The organism is Yersinia enterocolitica subsp. enterocolitica (assembly GCF_901472495.1).
Lineage (GTDB): Bacteria > Pseudomonadota > Gammaproteobacteria > Enterobacterales > Enterobacteriaceae > Yersinia > Yersinia enterocolitica.
This window is the reverse complement of the sequence record NZ_LR590469.1, coordinates 381,015-403,062: the sequence shown is the minus strand read 5'-3', so window position 1 is coordinate 403,062 and position 22,048 is coordinate 381,015. Positions and strand designations below refer to the sequence as shown.

Below are 22,048 nucleotides of genomic sequence, written 5' to 3'. Positions count from 1 at the left end.
TATCCTGGTTAAATACCGACCAACAGCAGATGAGTCAGAGCGAACAATAACAGGGCCAATAGCGACGCCATCATCATCAAATGAATGCTGCGGGGAATATCACTCAGAGCGATTTCACGCCGCTCATCGCCGATCCACGGCTTCTCCACCCGCTCACCAAAGTAATCATTCGGGCCGCCCAGGCGAATACCCAACGCTCCCGCCACCGTGGCTTCCGGCCAGGCGCAGTTCGGGCTGGAGTGTTGATAACGGTCGCGCCAACCAATGCGCAACGCCTGACGGTAATCGGCCTGAATCAACCAGGCTGCGATACTGAGTAACAATCAGCTGAGGCGTGCAGGAAGCCAATTGGCAGCATCATCCATACGGGCAGAGACATAACCAATTGCGCGATATTTCGGCGTTTTATATCCCACCATCGAATCAAGGGTATTGACTGCTTTATAAGCCATTGCCAGCGGCGCGCCCCCCAGCATCAGGAAGAACAGCGGTGCAATCACGCCATCAACGCTGTTTTCGGCCACGGTCTCGACCACCGCACGAGTGATTTGTGGTTTCTCCAATTGCGAAGTATCACGCCCAACAATCCATGACAGCTTTTCGCGACTTTGCGCCAGGGTTCCGTGTTGTAGCGCATCAAAAACCGCTAATGCCGCGTCACTCAAGCAGCGTCCGGCCAGTAAGGTGTAAATCATCCACACTTGCGCTAACCAGCCAAGCCACGGATTAATCTCTGTCATCAGCCATAAAAACCCCCAGCTGACGAGCCAGGTGATACCCACCACCAGTAACCACAGCACCGCCCCCCCCCATTTGAGTGCCCACTCGCTATGACACAGGGTGCGAATGGCTCTCTGCAACAGCGTGATCAGATTACCCATCCAGCGCACCGGATGCGGCCAACGCGGCGGGTCGCCAAGCCAATGGTCCAGCAGAAAAGCCACAAACCACGCGCTCAGGGTCATAGCACACTCCGGGCAGCAGTCAGCCAGCCGTCCAATAATCCGGGGCGCTGAGCAAAGTGAATATGCAGATAACTGGCCTGAGTCCGTTGCACTTGATAGCCACTGTGCCAGCGCTGAATAACTTCGCCATCGCGCCATTTACTGCTATCAAAAACGGGTGTCAGTGGGCTGGTAAAATCAGAGTAATGGAACTCATGACCGCGTAGAATTTCGCCAGACGCGGCTAATAATGTGTCGCTGCGGGCCTCGGCCTGACAGTAACCAAAGCGAGTCAGGCGTTTTCCCATTCGGCTTTCTCCGGCCAAAACTCCCACCATCCGATGGCGCTGTCCGCTTTCATCCGTCAGAGCATCCCCCAAATACATCAAGCCACCACATTCGGCATACATCGGGATTTGCTGGCGGTGGGCTTGCTGTAACGCCGCATGCATCGCGGTATTTTCTGCTAATGCGCGGCTATGGATCTCCGGATACCCTCCGCCCAGATAAATCATCTGACAAGCCGGCAGATGGCGGTCATGCAGCGGGCTGAAACGCTGGATGCGCACGCCTGCTTGCTCCAGCAAATCAAGGTTATCGGGGTAGTAAAAATTAAAAGCTTCATCTTCGGCTAAGGCCAATATCAGCCCGTCAGCCAAAGCTTGAGAAGGTAACGCGGGAGGGGTTCCAACAGGGCGTTGGGTGCTTGAAGTCAGGGTCAACAATCGGTCCAGATCGATAAAGGCTTCGACCTGCTGGGCCAATTGTTGCCAGCACGGTGAGTTATCGGGCTGTTTGGATAGTGCACCGCCTCGCTCTTGTGCCGGGATCAGCCCCAAATGGCGTGATGGCAAGGCAACATCGTCCATGACCGGCAAGCGGCCCAAAACCGGAATGCCGCAATAACGTTCGATAGCATGGCGGATAAGTTGATAGTGATTTTCTGAATTGACGCGGTTAACAATCACACCGGCAATCGTCAGCTTGGGGTCAAATTGGCTAAAGCCCAGCACGGTTGCGGCAACGGATGTCGACACCGCTTTACCATCCACCAGCAAGATAACCGGGCAGCCTAATTGCTTCGCCATCGCTGCACTGCTGCAATAATCGGGGTCAGTGCCGTAGCCGTCATACAACCCCATGACACCTTCAATCACCGCTACATCGGCATGGCGCATATGCTGGTTATACAACCCATTAAGGGTGGCGGGCGGCAACATAAAAGCATCAAGATTACGTGACGTCACACCACTGACGGCGGTATGCCAACCAGTATCCAGGTAGTCCGGCCCAACTTTGAACGGCTGCACCGACAATCCGCGCGCCATCAGCGCCCGCAAAATACCCAGCGTCACAGTGGTTTTACCACAGCCGCTGCCGGTTCCTGCGATGATAAATGCTTGTTTACCTGAGCATTGCATAAAAAATCCCGCCATTTCAAGCGGGATATGCAGTGTCAAAAAGGTGCATTTGCGCAACGTCACCGCTGCGCGCATCTGATGACAACCCGCTTCCCACCGAAGGAGTTGAAACTCTTTACTGATTTGGCTGGTCTTCTGGCTTAGCGTCACTCTCCCCCGCTACCTTCCCAATCCTATGGATCAGTGGTCTCAGCGGGTTCGTCAGCATCACAGCAGCGGGGGCTGCGGGGGATTTACACCCCCTTCCCAATCGTGTTATCCACGACATACCTGTTTCAGTATTTAAGTACAGTAGATTCTGTTATTTAGTTTCTTATTTCGTTATTTAATTTATCTCTTTATTTACACTGTTATAACAGAGCATTTATTAATTAGTAGTCTGGTCGGCTTTCTTGAAATTAATATACGCTTTTCTGTTCATAAAAAATGGTTAATTTCATTTTTTGCGAGTTATTTTTTTGTATCATTACAACAAATAATTGTCATAAAAACAGACGATAACCACTTAAAAACAACAAGTTAAATGAAAAAATATCGTTTAAAAAAATAGCAAAAAATTGTCATTATTTATTTTGTATTTTCAATATCACACTGGATATTAAAATAGACAAACTTGAATGAACAGCATGACCAATTGATATTAGATCAATAACTGTCATTCCATTTCGCTGCGTTCAGAAGAAAGTGAGCGAAATACCTGCGGTGTCACGTTGTAGGTCTGACGGAACACTTTGCAGAAATAGCTGGTCTGGGAAAAACCCAGATTCTTGGCAATGCTGGCAATGCTCCAATCGCTGTGTTGTAACATCTCTCTGGCATTGGCCATCCGCTGCTGATTGACCCAGGCATTAAATCCGATGCCCTGATATTTTTTAAACAATTTGCTGAAGTAGTACGGGCTGAGATATACCTTAGCCGCCACTTCTTCCAGCCGTAGTTCTTCCGATAAATGCGTATCAATATAACGCAGTGCTTTCTTCATTTTGCTGTCATGGGGGTGAACCGGTCGTATTCTGCCCGGTTCTTTGCTGCCCATGTTGTCGTTGATCACCACAAAATTGAGATGTTTTTTGAGGCAATTCTCAACAATCAACTTCAATAAATCTGCCGATGCAATCACCCGTGAAAAATCCATAACAGGCACATTGTGGAACTCATCCATCAGTGCCGGATTCTGCTGCCAGTGATTATCCACATTAAGTATATCAATCAGATAAACATCTGAGTGCAACCGCACCTGGCCGCATAACACAAAACCCACTAAATGACCGGCAATGACCAGCGGAATAGAGAAATCAGTTAACCCAGCGTGGCAGCGATAAATACAAGGCTCATTGGATTTTGAGGCTTCAAGGCCCCCGCAACGATCACTCATTCGGCAACGGAGATGGTTCACCGGGTCCTGGCGCATCAACTGACAAAATGGCGTAAAGTTAAAAAGATCAGAAATCTCTTCGCCGTGAATATTCACTACCACCACGGCCAGCCCTGTGGCCTGAGCAAAATCCTGCGCGATTTTATTTATGAGCTCTGAGTTTAGAGAACTGGCAGAAATCATGATAAAACCTCTCAGTTAATTTTAATTTATTGTTATTAAGTTTCGTTTGTTGCTATAAATCATCCCTGTAATAAACCATGTGTTACTAATTTGTTGTATTTACATTCCTATCAGCAAGTGGAAAACCTATTTCCCTGTGAAGGTTTAGACCCTGGCAAAATGAAGGAAAATAACAATTCACCTTACCAGAGTCATAATCAACAGGGGACGATAATCAGTCGATTAACCAGAATAGATCACGAAATTTCCTCATCTCGTTTCATAGATTCAAGATGAGGAAACTCATTTGATTTATAAACTGGCTTTCTCATCCTCTAATTTACAAGTATTGCAAGGCAGGTTTTTGCCAATGAAGAAGCGATAAACCGCCGCACCGAGGCAAGCACCAATAATAGGGGCGACAATCGGGATAATGAAATAAGGGATATCACGCCCACCAGTCATGGAGATTTTTCCCCAGCCGGCAAAGAAGGTAAATAATTTAGGGCCAAAATCACGCGCGGGGTTCATGGCAAAACCGGTTAATGGCCCGGTTGAAGCCCCTATCACCGCCACCAGGATACCAATCAATAGCGGCCCTAATGCACCACGCGGCACCCCATTACCATCATCCGTCAACGCCATAATCAGCCCCATCAGAATGGAGGTAATAATGATTTCAACAAATGCGGCTTGCCATACACTGATAGCCGGTGAGGGGAACGTACTGAAAATACTGGCCAGTTGTAGACTTTCCAGACTGCCACGTACCATCTGATGGGCGGTTTCAAAATCAGTAAATAAGTTGTGATACAACATATAAGACAGCGCCGCACCACCAAAAGCACCGGCAATCTGTGCAATGCTGTAGGGAATGACTTTGCGCGCGGGGAAACAGGCAAACAGCCATAAAGCAATGGTAATCGCGGGATTGAGGTGAGCACCGGAAATACCCGCGGTCAGATAAACCGCCAGTGAAATCCCCAGCCCCCAAACAATACAGATTTCCCACAAACCAAAACTGGCACCGGCCACTTTCATCGCCGCCAAGCAACTAATACCAAAAAACAAAAACAGCCCGGTGCCAAGAAATTCTGCCACACACTGAGCTTTGAGCGAGTCGTTCATAGGGTTACCCTGCTTGAAGTTATTATGATGAATACATTGTGTTTCAGTAATGCACGGCCCTTGACTCAACCACTATAAAGAGACGGAAAATGAAAGTGTTGTCGTGATTAGCCATTAATTAAACAAAAAAATAGAGTTCCTATAGCAAATTATTGCTATTATCTGGCCCATACTCCCCTCAACACCCTGTAAACAAGCAACTTATTGTCTAATTCAATAATGTGACTTTCTTGTCATTTATTCTTTCCGTTATTGTTATCAAGCTCGCAATTTCTATTTTAATGTGAGCCAGCTTCCATCTTTATATTCACGTGCGTGAGTACCAAAGAAAATAGGGATTGTCACTGACTTAATTGTAATTATGAATATGCAAAAACCAATTATTATCACCTATCCATTAATAAATAGACTTATAAAATAATCAGTTAAATGAACTCATGACAATAATTTGTTATTTCGTCACTAACCATTCCCGCCAGTAAATTCAATACAGCCATTCTTTTTCATTGCTTGTTTGTATATTCAATCTCAGCACGAACCTGACAACGTTATTACTGAATATAACAACATTATTTTTGAATATGGCAATTCAAGCCAAAGCAATACCCTAAATAATTCGAGTTGCAGGAAAGCGGCAATTGAGTAAATCCCCAGGAACTTACATAAGTCAGTGACTGGGGTGAACGAAGCAGCCAACGCACATGCAGCTTGAAGTATGACGGGTAAGGGCACCTGATATTCGTCGAGGTATATATGCAACAAGAAGCACTAGGAATGGTGGAAACCAAAGGGTTGGTTGCAGCCATCGAGGCTGCTGACACCATGGTGAAATCGGCCAATGTGACGTTGGTAGGCTACGAAAAAATTGGCTCCGGTCTGGTCACTGTCATCGTCCGTGGTGATGTCGGAGCGGTTAAGGCGGCCACTGATGCAGGCGCTATCGCGGCTGCCAACATAGGTGAAGTGAAATCAACCCATGTGATCCCACGGCCACATACCGATGTTGAGGCCTTTCTTCCCAAGGGAAACTTACCAAAGGGAAATAGCTAATGAAAAGCAATGACCTGGTCGACCAAATCATGGCGCAGGTGATAGCAAAAGTCAGTGAACACGCTCCGGCGTCTTCTGCACAACCATCCCATGCACAACCATCCTATAAACAACGAGATACGGCTATGGCTGAGAAAACTTGCAGTTTAACGGAATTTGTTGGAACCGCGATCGGTGACACGGTCGGACTGGTGATCGCCAACGTCGACAGCGCCCTGTTGGACGCAATGAAGCTGGAAAAACGCTATCGCTCCATTGGTATTTTGGGCGCTCGCACCGGTGCTGGCCCGCACATTATGGCCGCCGATGAAGCAGTAAAAGCCACCAATACCGAAGTGGTCAGCATTGAATTACCACGCGATACCAAAGGCGGTGCCGGTCATGGCTCGCTCATTATCTTCGGTGGTGATGATGTTTCCGACGTGAAGCGTGCCGTTGAAGTGGCGCTGAAAGAGTTAGACCGCACATTTGGTGATGTTTACGCCAATGAAGCGGGTCATATCGAATTGCAATACAGCGCGCGTGCAAGCCATGCACTGGAAAAAGCATTCGGCGCACCGCTGGGCCGTTCTTGCGGCGTGATTGTCGGCGCACCGGCTTCCATTGGTGTTCTGATGGCTGATACCGCGGTGAAATCCGCCAATGTGGATGTGGTGGCTTATAGCTCCCCTGCACAAGGCACCAGCTTTAGTAACGAAGTGATTCTGGTTATCTCCGGCGATTCTGGCGCAGTCCGTCAGGCAGTGATTTCTGCTCGTGAGATCGGCAAAACGGTATTAGCCACTTTAGGTGCTGAACCGAAAAACGACCGCCCTTCTTATATCTGACGCCACAGTGAGGCTGTTTCATGAAATCGAAAAGATTTGAAGCGTTGGCGAAACGCCCGGTTAATCAGGACGGCTTTGTCAAAGAGTGGATCGAGGAAGGCTTTATTGCCATGGAAAGCCCTAACGATCCAAAACCTTCTATCAAGATTGTTAATGGTGTGGTGACTGAACTCGACGGTAAACCACAAAGTAGTTTCGACCTGATCGACCACTTTATCGCCCGCTACGGTATCAATCTGGCCCATGCGGAAGAAGTGATGAAGATGGATTCCATCAAGCTGGCCAATATGTTGTGTGATCCAAATGTGTCGCGCCGCACCATTGTTCCGCTAACCACCGCCATGACACCCGCCAAAATCGTCGAGGTGGTATCACACATGAACGTGGTGGAAATGATGATGTCGATGCAGAAAATGCGCGCTCGTCGGACACCATCACAGCAAGCGCACGTCACCAACGTGAAAGATAACCCAGTGCAAATTGCCGCCGATGCTGCGGAAGGCGCATTCCGTGGTTTCGATGAGCAAGAGACTACGGTGGCGGTGGCTCGTTATGCGCCATTCAACGCCATTGCACTGTTGGTCGGTTCGCAAGTTGGCCGCCCAGGGGTGCTGACTCAATGTTCGCTGGAAGAAGCCACTGAGCTGAAACTAGGGATGTTGGGCCACACCTGTTATGCCGAAACCATTTCGGTTTATGGCACTGAACCGGTATTTACCGACGGTGATGACACTCCGTGGTCGAAAGGTTTTCTCGCTTCGTCTTATGCATCACGCGGTTTGAAAATGCGCTTCACCTCCGGTTCTGGCTCCGAAGTGCAAATGGGCTATGCCGAAGGCAAATCCATGCTGTATCTCGAAGCGCGCTGTATTTATATCACCAAAGCCGCCGGGGTTCAGGGGCTGCAAAACGGCTCCGTCAGTTGTGTCGGCGTGCCATCGGCGGTGCCATCAGGCATTCGCGCCATTTTGGCCGAAAACCTGATTTGTTCGGCGCTGGATCTGGAATGTGCATCCAGTAACGACCAAACCTTTACCCACTCGGATATGCGCCGTACCGCTCGCCTGCTGATGCAGTTCCTGCCGGGTACTGACTTTATCTCCTCTGGTTATTCCGCGGTGCCGAACTACGACAATATGTTCGCTGGCTCCAACGAAGATGCCGAAGACTTTGACGATTACAACGTCATGCAGCGCGACCTGAAAGTCGATGGTGGCCTGCGTCCAGTATTGGAAGCTGACGTGGTGGCTATTCGCAACAAAGCTGCGCGCGCTCTGCAAGCAGTATTCGCCGGGATGGGTTTACCGCCAATTACCGACGAAGAAGTAATTGCCGCGACATATGCACACGGTTCGAAAGATATGCCGGAACGTAACATCGTTGAAGACATCAAGTTCGCTCAGGAAATCATCAGCAAAAACCGCACCGGTCTGGAAGTGGTGAAAGCCTTGGCGCAAGGCGGCTTTGAAGATGTGGCGCAGGACATGCTCAACATCCAGAAAGCCAAAATCGCCGGCGACTACTTGCATACCTCGGCGATCATCAAAGGCGATAACCAGGTGCTGTCAGCGGTGAATGACGTCAATGACTACGCGGGGCCAGCTACCGGTTACCGGCTGGAAGGTGCACGTTGGGAAGAAATTAAAAATATTCCAAACGCGCTTGATCCAAATGAGCTTGGCTAAGGGGTGCACGAGATGGTGGATATTAACGAAAAACTGTTACGCCAAATTATTGAAGGCGTATTGCAGGAAATGCAGGGAGACAGCAATACCGTCTCCTTTAAGCAAGAGACCCAACCTACGGCAACGGCTGCCGTGGCGTCAGGGGATTTTCTCACTGAAGTGGGTGAAGCCCGCCCCGGTACCCATCAGGATGAAGTGATTATTGCTGTCGGCCCGGCATTTGGCTTGTCGCAAACCGCCAATATCGTTGGCATTCCGCACAAGAATATTTTGCGCGAACTAATTGCTGGTATCGAAGAGGAAGGGATAAAAGCGCGGGTTATCCGCTGCTTTAAATCCTCCGACGTGGCGTTTGTTGCCGTCGAGGGCAACCGCCTGAGTGGCTCTGGGATTTCTATTGGCATCCAGTCAAAAGGTACCACGGTCATTCATCAGCAAGGTCTGCCGCCACTTTCTAACCTGGAGCTGTTCCCACAAGCCCCACTGCTGACGCTGGAAACCTATCGTTTGATTGGTAAAAACGCCGCTCGCTACGCCAAACGGGAATCACCACAACCGGTTCCGACCCTGAATGACCAAATGGCACGGCCAAAATATCAGGCCAAATCAGCGATTCTGCACATTAAAGAAACCAAATATGTGGTGACCGGCAAGAATCCTCAGGAACTCCGGGTGGCGCTTTAACAAAGGAAAACACAATGAATTCCGAAGCTATTGAATCCATGGTTCGCGATGTACTGAGCAAGATGAACAGCTTGCAAGGCCAAACGCCAACTACCGCTTGTGCTCCAGCGGCCAGTTCGCGCAGTGATGCCAAAGTCTCTGATTATCCATTGGCGAATAAACACCCTGACTGGGTGAAAACCGCCACCAATAAAACACTGGATGATCTGACGCTGGCAAACGTTTTAAACGGCAGTGTTACTTCACAAGATTTACGTATTACCCCGGAAATCCTGCGTATTCAGGCATCCATTGCCAAAGACGCTGGCCGCCCGCTGCTGGCAATGAACTTTGAGCGCGCAGCTGAGCTAACTGCGGTGCCGGATGACAAGGTGCTGGATATCTACAACGCCCTGCGCCCATTCCGCTCCAGTAAAGAAGAGTTGAATGCCATTGCCGACGACCTGGAACAGACCTACAACGCGACTATTTGTGCCGCCTTCGTGCGCGAAGCCGCCGTTTTGTATGTCCAGCGCAAAAAGCTAAAAGGCGACGATTAATTTGGCGATATCAAACGAAGGGAGATAGGTCGTTGGGGTCGTAGCGGCGTGAGCCGCCGGAGTGCCCCTAGACATATAGGCCCTTCGCTCACCTCGGCTAAATCAGAGGGGTGTTACTGTCAGCAACTTAAGGTAAGAGATATGGATTACATCGTCGGGGTAGATATCGGCAACTCATCAACAGAAGTCGCATTGGCACAATGCATGACTGATGGTCAGTTGCACTTTGTTACCAGTACCCTAACCGAAACCACGGGTATCAAAGGGACGCAACGCAACATTTTTGGCATCACTAAGGCGCTGAATATGTTGGTGGAAAAGGCCGGTATCGCACTAAGTGATATCAATCTTATCCGCATCAACGAGGCGACCCCGGTCATTGGTGATGTGGCGATGGAAACCATAACTGAAACCATTATTACTGAATCCACCATGATCGGTCACAACCCTAAAACTCCCGGTGGACTGGGGTTAGGCGTTGGGCTGACCATCACGATTGATGAGTTAGTCACGCGAGACCCTAACCAGCCTTATATTCTGGTGGTGCCCTCTGCAGTTGATTTTGCCGATGTGGCGGCCGTGGTCAATGCTGCTAACGGCGCTGGATACCGCATTACCGCGATTATCCTGCAACGGGATGATGGTGTACTGGTCAACAACCGTCTCACACACCCCCTGCCCATCGTGGATGAGGTGCTGCATATTGACCGTATCCCAATGGGGATGTTGGCGGCGGTTGAAGTCGCTATGCCGGGTCAGGTGATTGAAACCCTCTCTAACCCTTATGGCATTGCCACAGTGTTCGGATTGAGTGCTGAAGAAACCAAAAACATCGTTCCGGTGGCGCGGGCTTTAATTGGCACGCGCTCCGCGGTGGTGGTGAAAACCCCGGAGGGCGATGTTAAAGCCCGCGCCATTCCGGCTGGGCATCTGGAGCTATTTGCTAATGGCCGTACGGTGCGGGTGGATGTCGCCACCGGTGCTGAAGCCATCATGACTGCGGTCAACAGCTTTCGACATCTCGACAATGTCAGTGGCGAAGCCGGTACCAATATCGGCGGCATGCTCGAACACGTGCGCCAAACCATGGCCGAACTGACCAACAAACCGACCAGTGAGATCTTCATTCAAGATTTGTTGGCGGTTGACACCGCGGTGCCCGTCAATGTCACCGGCGGTCTGGCGGGAGAGTTTTCGCTTGAACAGGCGGTGGGTATCGCCTCAATGGTGAAATCTGATCGTTTGCAAATGGCGCATATTGCCAGTGAAATCAAAAAGAACCTGAATATTGAGGTACAGGTCGGGGGGGCAGAGGCCGAAGCGGCGATACTCGGCGCGCTGACCACACCAGGAACGCGGCGGCCACTCGCCATCCTCGATTTAGGGGCCGGTTCGACCGATGCCTCAATCATCAATGCGCAAGGTCAAATCGTTGCCACCCATCTGGCGGGTGCTGGCGATATGGTCACGATGATAATCGCCTCTGAGCTGGATCTCCAAGACCGCTATTTGGCCGAAGACATCAAAAAATATCCCTTGGCAAAAGTGGAAAGTCTGTTCCACCTGCGCCACGAAGACGGCAGCGTTCAGTTCTTCCCACAACCGCTGCCACCCGAAGTTTTTGCCCGATTAGTGGTGGTTAAACCGGAAGGGTTGGTGCCACTGCCGGGAGATTATGCACTGGAAAAAGTGCGCAATATCCGCCGCAGCGCTAAAGAGCGGGTATTTGTCACCAATGCGCTTCGCGCCCTACGCCAAGTCAGCCCGACCGGCAATATCCGCGACATCCCCTTCGTAGTGCTGGTTGGCGGCTCGTCGCTGGACTTCGAAATCCCGCAATTGGTCACCGACGCCCTTTCTCACTACAAGCTGGTGGCCGGTCGCGGCAATATCCGCGCCAGCGAAGGCCCGCGCAACGCGGTCGCTACCGGATTGATTCTGTCCTGGCAACGGGAGAATCACGTATGAACTTTACCCAAGATGCACCCGCAATTGTTATCAGCCTGACCTCGCCAACACCCGAGGCGGTCTGGCACCAAGTATTGCTAGGGATTGAGGAAGAAGGCATTCCCTGGCAGTGGCAACAAGACGATGACTCGGATGCCATTCTCCGCGCCTGGCAGGCGGCGACCCGCTCCCCATTATTGGTGGGGATGGCGTGTTCTGCCGACGAAGTTATCGTGCATTTTCGTCATTTACCACCCGCCAGCCCGCTGTTCCGGCAGCCACTGGCACAAGACGAAGACCAACTACGGCGACTGGGCAATAACGCCGCCCGGTTAGTCAAAGGTTTACCGTTTAAGTAATCACACTCAAATTAACAAGGAATTCATATCTATGAACAACGCACTAGGACTCATCGAAACCAAAGGGCTGGTCGCTGCCATCGAAGCGGCTGATGCCATGGTCAAATCTGCCAACGTACAGCTAGTGGGATACGAAAAAATCGGCTCCGGCTTGGTGACGGTCATGGTTCGCGGCGATGTCGGCGCAGTTAAAGCGGCGGTTGATGCCGGTTCTGCGGCGGCCAGCGCAGTGGGTGAAGTGAAATCTTGCCATGTGATCCCACGCCCACATAGCGATGTAGAAGCCATTTTACCGACCTCTGCCTAAGGGTAAGAAGAGGAGCACCGCGTGAAAACGTCACTGGGTTTACTTGAAGTTAGCGGTCTGGCGCTGGCGATTGGTGCAGCGGATGTCATGGCAAAAGCGGCATCCGTCACCCTGATTGGAATAGAAAAAACCAACGGCTCCGGCTGGATGTTAATTCGTCTGACCGGTGATGTGGCTTCCGTTCAGGCGGCAATCAGTACCGGAGCCGCCTTTGCCCAACTGCATCAAGGGCTGGTCTCAAGTGCGGTGCTGGCCCGTCCGGCAGATCCCCTAATGGCGTATTGGCAAGCGCCACACATTAAGCCAGCCGCCACTGAAGCCACCACCTTGAGCGAACCTGCGCAACAGGTTGTCGCCGAAATGGTTATGACAGAAAGCCCCACCATTGACAAGTGCGATGAAGCAGAAGCCCCACGACCTGCCGATACCGCCACCGACGATGAACCAGAAATTGCCTTGGGTGTGGCAATAATGGATTTGGATGTCGCAAGACAAAGTGCAGAAAGTGAGGCCCCACCAGCTCCACGTGTGAGCTGCAATCTCTGCCTCGACCCTGCTTGCCGACGCCATAAAGGTGAGCCTCGCTTTCGTTGTATTCACTTGGGTAAACGAGGAAAAGTCTGATGGAAAAAGCGTTACTGGAACCCGTTGTCAGTAAGATCCTCGACGAAATGCGCCTTCGTCCGATCCCGCTTGGGGTTTCCAATCGACACCTGCACCTCTCGGTGCAGGATTACCAACAATTATTCCCCGATCAGCCGCTGATTGAGAAAAAAGCACTGCTCCAGCCCGGCCAGTTCGCCGCGGCTCAGACGGTGACCTTGGTCGGGCCGAAAGGCAACTTGAAGAATGTGCGTATTCTGGGGCCACTGCGCAGCCACAGTCAGGTTGAGATCTCTCGTACTGACGCCCGCACACTGGGTATCAATGCCCCTCTGCGGATGTCGGGCAATCTGGACGACACGCCAGCTATCCGGCTGGTCAGCCCCTATGGCGAGCTGGAATTGCCACAGGGTGTGATTGTGGCATTGCGCCATATCCATATGTCGCCACTGGATGCCCTTATCTATCGGGTCAAACACGGCGACCGGGTGCAAGTGGCAATCCACGGCAGTGGCCGCCGGTTGATCATGGATGATGTTGCTATCCGCGTTTCACCCCAAATGAAACTGGAAATGCACATTGATACCGACGAGGCCAATGCCGCTGGAGCCGATGATCCGGCGGCTTTTGCGACGTTGCTACCCCTTGCACGGACAACGCAGCCATGAATCTGACTCAGGCGCAAACCGAACAGCTGGTCAGCCAGATTGTCACGCGGTTGGCTGAGCGCGAACACCGGGTTCACGCCCTGCTATTGCCTCAACTACGCGCCGGGCTGGATACATCGGTATTCCTGCACCATGCCACGCTGCATTTAATGTTGCCGGATTTGGCGTTTATCCATCAGCTGGCGCAGTTCGATACCAACTGTCCAGCAGTGGTGGCCTTGAACGAGGCCTGGTCGTGGGGCATGAAAGTGCATATCAGCCTGCACCGCCAACTGCTCCCCGCCCTGCCCATGACGGCACTGCGCCCATTGCCACTAACTTTCAGTGACAACCAAGGTCTGGCGGTACGGCTACATACAGGCAAGGTATTGAGTTATCGCGATATTGCCACACTTGACCCCGGCTGGTTGCTGATTGCCAGCTCTACGTTGGTTACACCGCTGGCGCAGGAAACACTGTCAGCCCGTCACATTCAACTGTTAAGGCAGGAGTAAATCATGCAACTGGCCCGAGTGGTAGGTTCGGTGGTTTCAACACAAAAGTCGCCGACACTGATCGGTAAGAAACTACTGTTGGTGCGCCGTGTCGCCGGTGATGGCTCACTGCCTCCGGACAGCAACACGCCGGATGAAGTAGCCGTTGACTCTGTTGGCGCAGGTCAAGGCGAACTGGTGCTGCTGTCCGGTGGTTCCAGTGCTCGGCGCGTTTTTGCCGAACCGAATGATGCCATCGACCTGGCGATTGTCGCCATCGTCGATGAATGCTCTTACTGATTAAGCGGTGATTTTATGAGCATCTACACCAAAACCGGTGATGCGGGTACTACCGCCCTGTTCACCGGTCAACGCGTCAAAAAAAGTCATCCTCGGGTGGAAACCTACGGCACCTTGGATGAACTGAATGCGGCACTTAGCCTGTGCGCCCGCGTGGCACAAGGTGAAGAAAACCTTCAGTTACTCGATGCGATACAACATCAGCTGTTTTATTTCAGCGCCGAACTGGCCAGTGAGGGCATCGAAACCCCGCCCAGTGGGCGAAAAAGTATTAGCGAACAAGATATTCAGGCGCTGGAACAGGCGGTGGATCGCTGCATGGCGCAACTGCCACCGGTACAGGGTTTTATCCTGCCCGGTAACACCGAAGCCGGGAGCCGCTTACATTTTGCCCGCACCTTGGCGCGGCGCTGCGAGCGGCGGTTAATCGAACTGGCCGAGCAAGTGCCGGTGCGTCCGGTGTTATTGCAGTATCTCAACCGGCTATCGGACTGCTTGTATGCCCTGGCCCGCGATGAAGACCAACGCCAGACATTGCAACAAACAGCACACACCGTGGTGGCGCGCTATTTAGCCGCAACCACTGAGAAACCCGTTGCGACCACTCAGCCCACGAGCGCTGGACTTGGATTTTCTGATGTTCACCAACTGGTTAAGTTAGCGGTTGAAGCCGCCATGACATTACAAATTACCGTAGTTGTGGCACTGGCCGACCGCCACGGCAACATGATTATGACCTACCGTATGCCCGATACCTTGCTGGTAAGCAGCGAGCTGGCACCGAAAAAGGCCTGGACTGCTGTCGCCTTGAAAACCGCTACTCACCAACTCAGTGCAGCCATTCAACCGGGGGCCGATCTGTTCCAGCTAGAAGCCAGCACTGGCGGCAAAGTGGTGAGTTTTGGTGGGGGCTACCCACTGTGGCGTGACGGCCAATTGGTGGGCGGTTTTGGGATAAGCGGCGGTAGCGTCGAACAAGATATGTACATAGCAGAAGCGGCCATATCGGCTTTACATCTGAGGAATGAATAATGAATACCAATGACCTTGAATCGCTCATTCGCACTATCCTCACCGAGCAACTGACGCCGGTCACGGCCCCTGCCTCCAGCGCCATTTTTGCCAGCGTGGATGAAGCCATTAATGCTGCTCACAGCGCGTTTTTGCGCTATCAGCAAAGCCCGATGAAAACCCGCAGCGCCATTATCCACGCTATCCGTGAGCAATTAAAGCCACAACTTGTCTCTCTGTCCGAGCGTGGTGCCAGTGAAACCGGCATGGGTAATAAAGAAGATAAATTCCTGAAAAACAAAGCTGCACTGGAAAACACACCGGGTATTGAAGACTTATCTACCACCGCCCTGACCGGTGATGGCGGCATGGTGTTATTCGAGTATTCACCCTTCGGCGTTATTGGTTCAGTCACCCCCAGCACTAACCCGACCGAAACCATTATTAATAACAGCATCAGTATGTTGGCAGCGGGTAATGCAGTCTATTTCAGCCCCCACCCTGGTGCTAAAGCGGTGTCACTGGATCTCATCGCCCAAATTGAAGAGATCATTTTCAACAGTTGCGGCATTCGCAATCTGGTGGTGACAGTAAAAGAACCGAGTTTCGAAGCCACCCAACAGATGATGGCACACGACAAAATTGCCTTACTCGCGATTACTGGTGGCCCGGCCATTGTGGCGATGGGCATGAAAAGCGGCAAGAAAGTGATTGGTGCCGGTGCGGGTAACCCACCTTGTCTGGTGGATGAAACCGCCGAGTTAGTCAAAGCGGCGCAGGATATCGTGGCGGGTGCTTCATTTGACTACAACCTGCCGTGCATTGCAGAGAAAAGCCTGATCGTGGTGGAAAGTGTTGCCGACCGTTTATTGCAACAGATGCAGGCCTTCGATGCATTACTGATAAGCAATCCGCAAGAGATTGACAGCTTACGCAAAGCCTGCCTGACGCCGCAGGGCCATGCCAATAAAAATCTGGTGGGTAAAAGCCCAACTGAATTGCTGAAAGCGGCTGGCATCACCTGCCCAGCTAAAGCCCCGCGCCTGTTATTGGTCGAAGTGGCTGGTGACGATCCACTGGTCACCACCGAACAATTGATGCCGCTGTTACCGGTGGTACGGGTAAAGGATTTTGATGCGGCCCTGACATTGGCATTGCACGTCGAGGGCGGCCTGCATCATACCGCAACCATGCACTCACAAAATGTCTCGCGCTTGAATCTGGCTGCACGTTTATTGCAAACCTCCATTTTTGTCAAAAATGGCCCGTCCTATGCTGGGATAGGGGTCGGCGGTGAAGGCTTTACCACCTTTACTATTGCCACCCCGACCGGGGAGGGTACCACTTCGGCGCGTACCTTTGCGCGTCAACGCCGCTGTGTACTGACTAATGGTTTCTCTATTCGCTGAGCGAGGATGTATGAAAACTTTTTTCCTGCAAACACGCATTTATAGCGGGGAAGGCAGCCTCAAGGTGCTGCAACGCTTTCATCAGCGCAAAATTTGGATTGTTTGCGATGGCTTTTTAGCCACCTCTCCGCTGCTGGATAAACTGAGACAAGCCTTGCCAGTCGACAACCAGATTACCCTGTTCAGCGATATCACGCCGGATCCGAATATCGCCACCGTGGTGAAGGGGATTGAGCAGATGCAAGCGCTGCGCCCCGATATAGTGATCGGTTTTGGCGGTGGTTCGGCACTGGATGCCGCCAAAGCCATTGTCTGGTTTAGCCGTAAACAGGGGCTGGAGATAGCAACCTGTATCGCCATCCCGACCACCAGCGGGACTGGCTCTGAGGTCACCAGCGCTTGTGTGATAAGTGATCCAGAGAAAAGCATTAAATATCCAATCTTTGACGATGAAATTTATCCTGATATCGCCATTTTGGATGCCGCACTGGTGGCCAGCGTGCCGCCCGCTATCACCGCCAATACCGGATTGGATGTGTTGACTCATGCGCTGGAGGCCTATGTATCACCGCGCGCCAGTGATTTTACCGATGCACTGGCAGAAAAAGCGGTGCAACTGGTATTTCGCCATCTGGCAACCGCCTGCCGTAAAGGTGACTGCCTGATAACCCGCGGCAAAATGCACAATGCCTCGACGCTGGCTGGCATCGCATTCAGTCAGGCGGGGCTGGGGATTAATCATGCCATCGCCCACCAATTGGGGGGGCAATTCCACATTGCTCACGGCTTAGCGAATGCCCTGTTGCTGGTGCCGGTGATTCGCTTTAACGCCGCAGATGCGCGAGCGCGTAAGCGCTATGCAAGATTGGCGAAGCTGTGCCATTTCAGCCCACCCAATGGCGATGATCACAGTGCAGTCAATCAGCTGGTTCACCAAATTGAGCAGCTAAAACGCCAGTGCGGGTTACCTCAGCCGTTGGCGGCAATGAAAGTTAATGAGCGCCAATTGCAGCAACATCTCCCCGATATGATTGCAGCAGCCCTGGCCGACATCACATTGCGCACCAACCCGCGCCCAGCTAGCGACCAGGATATCCGTGGGATTATCGAGGCGCTTTATGAGTGATATGCAGATGCCTGAAGCCAACGTGCTGCACTCGCCCCCCGCTTATGGCGAACTGCCGCCATGTGATGCAGCGACTATCCAACAGCGGGTGCGTGACGCCGGTGTGGTCGGAGCCGGTGGTGCCGGGTTCCCCACGGCGGTGAAGTTACAGTCACAGGCCGAGATTTTCCTGGTCAATGCCGCTGAGTGTGAACCGATGTTGAAAGTGGATCAGCAATTGATCCCACGTCAGGCGGCACGGCTGGTGCGCGGCGTGCTGTATGGCATGAAAGCCACCGGTGCATGCGAAGGCATCATTGCGCTGAAAGCTAAATATGAGGAGGCCATTGCAGCGCTGACACCGCTGCTGCCACCACAGATTCGGCTGCATATTTTACCCGATGTTTACCCCGCCGGAGATGAAGTGATTACCATCTGGCTGGCAACCGGCCGCCGGGTTCCACCTGCGGCGCTGCCGATCAGCATTGGGGTGGTGGTGAATAACGTGCAAACCCTGCTCAACGTAGCCCGCGCCGTTGAACAGCAGTGGCCGGTCACCCGCCGAACCCTCACAGTGAATGGTGCCGTAGCTCGGCCATTGACCTTGACGGTGCCACTGGGCACGTCACTGCGCGAAGTGTTGGCTTTGGCGGGTGGCGCGACCATTAATAATCCCGCTTATATTAATGGTGGCCCGATGATGGGCCATGCCCTGCATGATCTTGATCAGCCCGTCACCAAAACCACTGGCGGCCTGCTGGTACTGCCTGCTGATCATTTGCTGATTGCCCGCCGTGCCCGCAGTGATAAGGATGTGCTTGCCATCGCTCGCACCGTCTGCGAACAGTGCCGCATGTGTACCGAACTCTGCCCGCGCCACCTTATCGGCCATGAATTACCGCCGCACCTGTTGGTACGGGCGATTATCTACCAGCAAGTCGCCACGCCAGATATTTTGCTCAGCGCCCTGACCTGCTCGGAATGCAGTCTGTGTGAAAGCTATGCCTGCCCGGTGGATATCTCGCCGATGCGCATTAACCGCCTGCTGAAAACTCAGTTACGTGCGCAGGGTGCCCGCTATCAAGGGGAGCTGCGCGAAGCTGACCCGATGGCGAAATACCGCATGGTGCCAACAGCACGGCTGATCGCCCGCTTGGATTTAACCGACTGGTATCAGGCTGCCCCCTTTAGTGAGAAGCCCTATCAGCCTCAACAGGTGATATTACCATTACGCCAGCATATCGGTGCTGCCGCAGAGGCCATCGTCGCAGTGGGGGATCGGATAGAACAGGGCCAATTAATTGGGCAAATCCCGCATAACGCCTTGGGCGCACCGCTACACGCCAGTATCAGCGGTGTCATCACTGCTATCAGTAACAGCGCCATCACCATAAGCCGCGGCTGACAGTGTTTTTTAAAGAGGAGTTGGCATGTCACAAGCCATTGGAATTGTTGAATTAAGCAGTATTGCCAAAGGGATGGAAGTCTGCGACCTGATGCTAAAAAGTGCCAACGTCGACCTGTTGGTCAGCAAAACCCTGTGCCCCGGCAAGTATTTGCTGATGGTGGGAGGTGATATCGGGGCGGTGACTCAGTCGGTACAAAATGGTGAACGGCACAGCGGTCACTTATTGGTCGACAGCATCGTTTTGCCCAATCTTCATCCATCAGTATTACCTGCCATCAGCGGCCTGAACTCGGTGGAAAACCGTCAGGCGGCAGGTGTGGTGGAGACCTGGAGTGTGGTGGCCTGCATTACCGCCGCCGACCGTGCGGTGAAAGCCGCCAATGTCACTCTGGTACGTATTCATATGGCTTTTGGTATCGGTGGCAAATGTTATCAGGTGCTTAGCGGTGACATTGCCGATGTGCAAACCGCCGTCGAGGTCGCCAGCCAATGTGCTGGTGAAAAGGGATTATTGATATACAGCTCAGTTATCCCACGGCCCCATGAGGCGCTGTGGCGTCAGTTAGTTCAGGAGGCATGATGGAAGCAAATAGCACCCCCGAGCGCGTGATCCAAGAATATGTTCCCGGTAAACAGATAACCCTGGCGCACCTGATAGCCAACCCTAACAAGGCGCTTTATAAAAAACTGGGACTAAACGATGTCAGTAGCGCCATTGGCATTTTGACCATTACCCCCAGTGAAGCCTCGATTATTGCCAGTGATATCGCCACCAAATCCGGCGCAGTCGAGATTGGTTTTATTGACCGATTTACTGGTGCGGTGGTGTTTACCGGCGATGTTTCCGCGGTGGAATACGCATTGAAACAGGTGATTCACACCTTGGGCGACATGATGAAATTCACTGCCTGCCCGATGACCCGGACCTGATGCCATGCAACGCATCATGTTGATTGGCCCCAGTCAGTGTGGCAAAACCTCGCTGATTCAGCGCTTACGCGGTGAGGCGCTGAATTACCAGAAAACCCAGTCCATTATCTGGCAGGACAATGCCATAGATACGCCGGGTGAATATCTGGAAAACCGCTGTTTATACAGTGCGTTATTAGCCAGTGCTTGTGAAGCCGATGTGGTGGGGTTGGTACAAAATGCCGATGCCACACAGAGCTGGTTTGCGCCAATGCTGGCGCAGGTTTTCAACAAACCGGTGATTGGCATTATCAGCAAAGCCGATACCGTCAGCCACACCGACCAACTGGACTGGGCGGCGGATTGCCTGACCCAAGCGGGTGCACAACATATTTTTATCACCTCGGCGCAAACCGGCGAGGGGTTAACTGACCTTATGACTTATTTGAATCCCTTATGACTTATTTAAAACATTGTGGAGAGTCGCATGTCCGGTAAGATTATGGCGATTAACGCCGGCAGTTCTTCGTTGAAATTTCAGCTGTTTTCCATGTTAAATGAACATACCGGCCAACATCACGAGCAGGTGTTATGTCAGGGATTAATTGAACGCATTGGGATGGATGATGCGATATTTAACCTGCGAGTAGGTGATGTGCGATGGCGAGAAACCTTACCCATCGCGGATTGCCGTCAAGGCGCTGAACACCTGCTTAGGGCGCTGATTGAGCACAATATTATTGACTCATTAGACGAAATCATTGGCGTCGGTCATCGTGTTGCCCACGGCGGTGAAACCTTTGCCGATTCGGTACTGATTACCCCGCAAGTACTGGATAAAATTGAACAGCTTGGCACATTAGCGCCGCTGCATAACCCGGTGAATGCATTAGGTATTCGCGTGTTCCAGCTTGCCCTGCCCCATGCCAGTGCCGTGGCAGTATTTGATACTGCATTCCATCAAACATTGAGTCAGACCTCATTCCTATACCCGCTGCCGTGGCGCTATTACGAAGAATTGGGAATTCGTCGTTACGGCTTTCACGGCACCAGTCATAAATATGTTAGTGCGGTCTGTGCTGAGCGTATGGGCCAGCCATTGGCAGCGCTACGTATTGTCTCCTGCCATCTCGGCAATGGTTCCAGTATTTGCGCTATCGGCCACGGGAAGTCCGTCAATACCTCGATGGGATTTACCCCCCAGGCAGGGGTAATGATGGGCACCCGTAGCGGCGATATTGATCCATCCATTCTGCCTTTTATTCAGCAAACAGAAGGCAAAAGTGCGGTTGAAATTAACCATCTGATCAATAACCAATCTGGTTTGCTGGGTATCTCCGGTATTTCTCATGATTATCGTGATGTGGAACAAGCGGCCGATAACGGCAACCGCCGTGCAGCATTGGCTCTTGAACTGTTCGCTGAGCGGATCCGCGCCGTGATTGGCAGCTATATCGTGCAATTGGGGGGGATCGATGCGCTTATCTTTACCGGCGGCATTGGTGAAAACTCACGTAGCGCCCGCCAGCAGATATGCCGGGAGCTGACATTCCTGGGTATTGAACTGGATCAAGAAAAGAACATCAGAAATCAGTTTTTTATTCAGCAAGATACCGCTCCGGTACAAATTGCCATCGTCAATACTAATGAAGAATTAATGATAGCCCGTGATGTCCTGCGCGTGGCACTGAACCTGCCGGTACAACCGGCCCTCGCCACACAATGAGAGGCAAT

The 22,048-nt window shown here is 52.1% G+C and carries 23 protein-coding genes, 1 pseudogene and 1 riboswitch; of the genes and pseudogenes, 20 read left to right on the top strand and 4 right to left on the bottom strand.

What is annotated here, in order from left to right; translation table 11 throughout:
• Window positions 1-8: 8 nt before the first annotated feature.
• From cbiB to pduF, 4 genes and pseudogenes are all read right to left on the bottom strand, one after another.
• Window positions 9-965: pseudogene (gene cbiB / locus FGL26_RS01935) on the bottom strand (adenosylcobinamide-phosphate synthase CbiB).
• Window positions 962-2,365: a cobyrinic acid a,c-diamide synthase CobB gene (locus FGL26_RS01930; RefSeq protein ID WP_011816689.1), complete on the bottom strand. Its 1,404-nt coding sequence runs from the start codon at window positions 2,363-2,365 to the stop codon at window positions 962-964. Before FGL26_RS01930 ends, cbiB begins: the two are co-directional and overlap by 4 nt.
• A 108-nt stretch (window positions 2,366-2,473) precedes the next feature.
• Window positions 2,474-2,654: riboswitch (cobalamin riboswitch) on the bottom strand.
• Window positions 2,655-3,020: 366 nt separating this feature from the next.
• Window positions 3,021-3,923: a transcriptional regulator PocR gene (pocR, locus tag FGL26_RS01925; RefSeq protein ID WP_005168458.1), complete on the bottom strand. Its 903-nt coding sequence runs from the start codon at window positions 3,921-3,923 to the stop codon at window positions 3,021-3,023.
• A 291-nt stretch (window positions 3,924-4,214) separates the two neighbouring features.
• Window positions 4,215-5,030, bottom strand: coding sequence for a propanediol diffusion facilitator PduF (gene pduF, locus FGL26_RS01920; RefSeq protein WP_004699353.1), 816 nt, complete (start codon window positions 5,028-5,030; stop codon window positions 4,215-4,217).
• 753 nt (window positions 5,031-5,783) lie between these two features.
• On the opposite strand from pduF, the gene pduA reads away from it, so the two are divergent.
• From pduA to FGL26_RS01820, 20 genes are all read left to right on the top strand, one after another.
• Window positions 5,784-6,080 (top strand): propanediol utilization microcompartment protein PduA, encoded by a 297-nt coding sequence (gene pduA, locus FGL26_RS01915; protein WP_005168455.1) that lies wholly within the window; start codon window positions 5,784-5,786, stop codon window positions 6,078-6,080.
• Window positions 6,080-6,907, top strand: coding sequence for a propanediol utilization microcompartment protein PduB (gene pduB, locus FGL26_RS01910; RefSeq protein WP_005168453.1), 828 nt, complete (start codon window positions 6,080-6,082; stop codon window positions 6,905-6,907). The genes pduA and pduB overlap by 1 nt, the downstream gene beginning before the upstream one ends.
• Before the next feature lie 20 nt (window positions 6,908-6,927).
• Window positions 6,928-8,592 (top strand): propanediol dehydratase large subunit PduC, encoded by a 1,665-nt coding sequence (pduC, locus tag FGL26_RS01905; RefSeq protein ID WP_005168448.1) that lies wholly within the window; start codon window positions 6,928-6,930, stop codon window positions 8,590-8,592.
• A 15-nt stretch (window positions 8,593-8,607) separates the two neighbouring features.
• Entirely contained in the window at window positions 8,608-9,276 is a 669-nt protein-coding gene (locus tag FGL26_RS01900) for a propanediol/glycerol family dehydratase medium subunit (protein WP_005168446.1), read from the top strand.
• A 14-nt stretch (window positions 9,277-9,290) separates the two neighbouring features.
• On the top strand, window positions 9,291-9,815 hold the full coding sequence (gene pduE, locus FGL26_RS01895) for a propanediol dehydratase small subunit PduE (RefSeq protein ID WP_005168445.1): 525 nt from the start codon (window positions 9,291-9,293) through the stop codon (window positions 9,813-9,815).
• Window positions 9,816-9,956: 141 nt separating this feature from the next.
• Window positions 9,957-11,783 (top strand): diol dehydratase reactivase subunit alpha, encoded by a 1,827-nt coding sequence (locus FGL26_RS01890; protein ID WP_005168442.1) that lies wholly within the window; start codon window positions 9,957-9,959, stop codon window positions 11,781-11,783.
• The gene (locus FGL26_RS01885) at window positions 11,780-12,121 is read left to right on the top strand and encodes a glycerol dehydratase reactivase beta/small subunit family protein (RefSeq protein ID WP_005168440.1); all 342 of its coding nucleotides are present in this window, start codon (window positions 11,780-11,782) and stop codon (window positions 12,119-12,121) included. The genes FGL26_RS01890 and FGL26_RS01885 overlap by 4 nt, the downstream gene beginning before the upstream one ends.
• Before the next feature lie 31 nt (window positions 12,122-12,152).
• Window positions 12,153-12,428, top strand: a complete 276-nt coding sequence (gene pduJ, locus FGL26_RS01880) for a propanediol utilization microcompartment protein PduJ (protein WP_004388818.1) — start codon at window positions 12,153-12,155, stop codon at window positions 12,426-12,428.
• A 21-nt stretch (window positions 12,429-12,449) separates the two neighbouring features.
• Window positions 12,450-13,052, top strand: coding sequence for a BMC domain-containing protein (locus FGL26_RS01875; protein WP_005168438.1), 603 nt, complete (start codon window positions 12,450-12,452; stop codon window positions 13,050-13,052).
• Window positions 13,052-13,699, top strand: a complete 648-nt coding sequence (locus tag FGL26_RS01870) for a phosphate propanoyltransferase (protein WP_032912690.1) — start codon at window positions 13,052-13,054, stop codon at window positions 13,697-13,699. Before FGL26_RS01875 ends, FGL26_RS01870 begins: the two co-directional genes overlap by 1 nt.
• Window positions 13,696-14,193 carry a microcompartment protein PduM gene (gene pduM / locus FGL26_RS01865; protein WP_032912689.1) on the top strand — a complete coding sequence of 166 codons (498 nt, stop codon included), beginning with the start codon at window positions 13,696-13,698 and terminating at the stop codon, window positions 14,191-14,193. The genes FGL26_RS01870 and pduM overlap by 4 nt, the downstream gene beginning before the upstream one ends.
• Window positions 14,194-14,196: 3 nt before the next feature.
• Complete coding sequence (locus FGL26_RS01860; RefSeq protein ID WP_004699362.1) at window positions 14,197-14,472, top strand: EutN/CcmL family microcompartment protein; 276 nt, start codon at window positions 14,197-14,199, stop codon at window positions 14,470-14,472.
• A gap of 15 nt (window positions 14,473-14,487) precedes the next feature.
• Window positions 14,488-15,504, top strand: coding sequence for a cob(I)yrinic acid a,c-diamide adenosyltransferase (locus FGL26_RS01855; RefSeq protein WP_050138471.1), 1,017 nt, complete (start codon window positions 14,488-14,490; stop codon window positions 15,502-15,504).
• Window positions 15,504-16,892, top strand: coding sequence for an aldehyde dehydrogenase family protein (locus tag FGL26_RS01850; protein ID WP_032909149.1), 1,389 nt, complete (start codon window positions 15,504-15,506; stop codon window positions 16,890-16,892). The genes FGL26_RS01855 and FGL26_RS01850 overlap by 1 nt, the downstream gene beginning before the upstream one ends.
• Before the next feature lie 10 nt (window positions 16,893-16,902).
• Window positions 16,903-18,018 carry a 1-propanol dehydrogenase PduQ gene (locus FGL26_RS01845; RefSeq protein ID WP_005168423.1) on the top strand — a complete coding sequence of 372 codons (1,116 nt, stop codon included), beginning with the start codon at window positions 16,903-16,905 and terminating at the stop codon, window positions 18,016-18,018.
• The gene (locus FGL26_RS01840) at window positions 18,011-19,402 is read left to right on the top strand and encodes a 4Fe-4S dicluster domain-containing protein (protein WP_032912687.1); all 1,392 of its coding nucleotides are present in this window, start codon (window positions 18,011-18,013) and stop codon (window positions 19,400-19,402) included. The genes FGL26_RS01845 and FGL26_RS01840 overlap by 8 nt, the downstream gene beginning before the upstream one ends.
• Before the next feature lie 25 nt (window positions 19,403-19,427).
• Complete coding sequence (locus FGL26_RS01835; RefSeq protein ID WP_032912686.1) at window positions 19,428-19,985, top strand: BMC domain-containing protein; 558 nt, start codon at window positions 19,428-19,430, stop codon at window positions 19,983-19,985.
• Window positions 19,985-20,335: a propanediol utilization microcompartment protein PduU gene (pduU, locus tag FGL26_RS01830; protein WP_005157716.1), complete on the top strand. Its 351-nt coding sequence runs from the start codon at window positions 19,985-19,987 to the stop codon at window positions 20,333-20,335. Before FGL26_RS01835 ends, pduU begins: the two co-directional genes overlap by 1 nt.
• Window positions 20,336-20,339: 4 nt before the next feature.
• Window positions 20,340-20,774: a EutP/PduV family microcompartment system protein gene (locus tag FGL26_RS01825; RefSeq protein ID WP_005168415.1), complete on the top strand. Its 435-nt coding sequence runs from the start codon at window positions 20,340-20,342 to the stop codon at window positions 20,772-20,774.
• A 27-nt stretch (window positions 20,775-20,801) separates the two neighbouring features.
• A complete protein-coding gene (locus FGL26_RS01820; protein WP_032912684.1) occupies window positions 20,802-22,040 on the top strand; it encodes an acetate/propionate family kinase in 1,239 nt (412 codons plus the stop codon).
• Window positions 22,041-22,048: the final 8 nt, after the last annotated feature.

Bases quoted from the DNA above. Each gene is read 5' to 3' on its own strand.
- FGL26_RS01820 (WP_032912684.1), top strand. From the start codon at position 20,802: ATGTCCGGTAAGATTATGGCGATTAACGCCGGCAGTTCTTCGTTGAAA.
- FGL26_RS01930 (WP_011816689.1), bottom strand. From the start codon at position 2,365: ATGCAATGCTCAGGTAAACAAGCATTTATCATCGCAGGAACCGGCAGC.
- pduU (WP_005157716.1), top strand. From the start codon at position 19,985: ATGGAAGCAAATAGCACCCCCGAGCGCGTGATCCAAGAATATGTTCCC.
- pduA (WP_005168455.1), top strand. From the start codon at position 5,784: ATGCAACAAGAAGCACTAGGAATGGTGGAAACCAAAGGGTTGGTTGCA.
- pduC (WP_005168448.1), top strand. From the start codon at position 6,928: ATGAAATCGAAAAGATTTGAAGCGTTGGCGAAACGCCCGGTTAATCAG.
- FGL26_RS01825 (WP_005168415.1), top strand. From the start codon at position 20,340: ATGCAACGCATCATGTTGATTGGCCCCAGTCAGTGTGGCAAAACCTCG.
- FGL26_RS01850 (WP_032909149.1), top strand. From the start codon at position 15,504: ATGAATACCAATGACCTTGAATCGCTCATTCGCACTATCCTCACCGAG.
- pduF (WP_004699353.1), bottom strand. From the start codon at position 5,030: ATGAACGACTCGCTCAAAGCTCAGTGTGTGGCAGAATTTCTTGGCACC.
- pduB (WP_005168453.1), top strand. From the start codon at position 6,080: ATGAAAAGCAATGACCTGGTCGACCAAATCATGGCGCAGGTGATAGCA.
- FGL26_RS01835 (WP_032912686.1), top strand. From the start codon at position 19,428: ATGTCACAAGCCATTGGAATTGTTGAATTAAGCAGTATTGCCAAAGGG.
- FGL26_RS01885 (WP_005168440.1), top strand. From the start codon at position 11,780: ATGAACTTTACCCAAGATGCACCCGCAATTGTTATCAGCCTGACCTCG.
- pocR (WP_005168458.1), bottom strand. From the start codon at position 3,923: ATGATTTCTGCCAGTTCTCTAAACTCAGAGCTCATAAATAAAATCGCG.
- FGL26_RS01860 (WP_004699362.1), top strand. From the start codon at position 14,197: ATGCAACTGGCCCGAGTGGTAGGTTCGGTGGTTTCAACACAAAAGTCG.
- FGL26_RS01890 (WP_005168442.1), top strand. From the start codon at position 9,957: ATGGATTACATCGTCGGGGTAGATATCGGCAACTCATCAACAGAAGTC.
- pduM (WP_032912689.1), top strand. From the start codon at position 13,696: ATGAATCTGACTCAGGCGCAAACCGAACAGCTGGTCAGCCAGATTGTC.
- FGL26_RS01840 (WP_032912687.1), top strand. From the start codon at position 18,011: ATGAGTGATATGCAGATGCCTGAAGCCAACGTGCTGCACTCGCCCCCC.
- pduE (WP_005168445.1), top strand. From the start codon at position 9,291: ATGAATTCCGAAGCTATTGAATCCATGGTTCGCGATGTACTGAGCAAG.
- FGL26_RS01845 (WP_005168423.1), top strand. From the start codon at position 16,903: ATGAAAACTTTTTTCCTGCAAACACGCATTTATAGCGGGGAAGGCAGC.
- FGL26_RS01870 (WP_032912690.1), top strand. From the start codon at position 13,052: ATGGAAAAAGCGTTACTGGAACCCGTTGTCAGTAAGATCCTCGACGAA.
- pduJ (WP_004388818.1), top strand. From the start codon at position 12,153: ATGAACAACGCACTAGGACTCATCGAAACCAAAGGGCTGGTCGCTGCC.
- FGL26_RS01855 (WP_050138471.1), top strand. From the start codon at position 14,488: ATGAGCATCTACACCAAAACCGGTGATGCGGGTACTACCGCCCTGTTC.